Source organism: Vibrio sp. Vb0598, assembly GCF_033338935.1.
GTDB lineage: Bacteria > Pseudomonadota > Gammaproteobacteria > Enterobacterales > Vibrionaceae > Vibrio > Vibrio alginolyticus.
Genome location: NZ_JAWOTP010000329.1, coordinates 1 through 1,011, shown reverse-complemented (window position 1 = coordinate 1,011; position 1,011 = coordinate 1). Strand labels below are relative to the sequence as shown.

Genomic DNA, 1,011 nt, shown 5'->3' with positions numbered 1-1,011 from the left:
CGGAAATGCCGTGCCTTTCGAGCAGAGAGCAAAGCGCGTTGCCTTGCTCTCCCGGCCGAGTGACCAACACTGCCATGATTAATCGTGGTCTGCGTACAGCTTGGTTAGAATGTCGCGGGCACCGTTCTCAAGTAGCTCGTTAGCCAACTGGATACCGAGCGCTTCTCCATCTTTACGGTGACCACGCACTTCGCCACGCACAATTTCGCTGCCATCTGGTTCTCCGACGAGCGCGCGAAGCCAAATTTCATCACCTTCAAGTAGCGCGTAGCTACCGATTGGCACCTGACAGCCACCTTCAAGAGTTAGGTTCATGGCACGTTCGCACAACACGCGATCGGCGGTGTCTTTATGGTTGAGTGGCTCCAGAAGTTTGAGTAAGCGTTCGTCGTCTACGCGGCATTCAATACCGACTGCGCCTTGGCCAACCGCTGGCAGTGATTGTTCTGGTTCGATAAAGCTGCGAATTCGGTCTTCCAATTTCAAGCGCTTTAGACCTGCGGCTGCAAGAATGATAGCGTCGTACTCACCCGCATCCAGTTTGCCAAGTCGAGTCCCCACGTTTCCACGCAGTTCTTTGATAATGATGTCTGGGCGGTATTCTTTCAGTTGGCATTGGCGACGCAAACTGCAAGTACCGACGACCGCACCTTGAGGGAGTTCATCAATGCTGCTATAGGTATTAGAAACGAAGGCGTCGCGAGGGTCTTCGCGCTCGCAAATGGTCACGAGGCCAAGGCCTTCAGGGAAGTCGACAGGTACGTCTTTCATTGAGTGCACGGCTAGATCGGCGCGGCCTTCAAGCATGGCAACTTCAAGTTCTTTAACGAACAAGCCTTTGCCACCAACTTTAGCCAGCGGTGTATCCAAAATCACGTCACCTTTGGTCACCATGGTTACCAACTCGACTTCCAAGCCTGGATGAGCGGCTTGAAGAGCGTCTTTAACAAAATGAGCTTGCCATAGTGCAAGTGGGCTTTTTCGAGTTGCAATGCGAATTGGTGTGGATTG

General features: G+C 52.7%; 1 protein-coding gene and 1 pseudogene. Both read right to left on the bottom strand.

Annotation, left to right across the window (positions count from 1 at the left end):
• A pseudogene (locus R7Q38_RS25060) lies at positions 1 to 76 on the bottom strand (uroporphyrinogen-III synthase); the annotation flags it as partial.
• Between the two features lie 2 nt (positions 77 to 78).
• The coding region (hemC, locus tag R7Q38_RS25055) for a hydroxymethylbilane synthase (RefSeq protein WP_318114760.1) at positions 79 to 1,011 on the bottom strand (933 nt) is incomplete at its 5' end.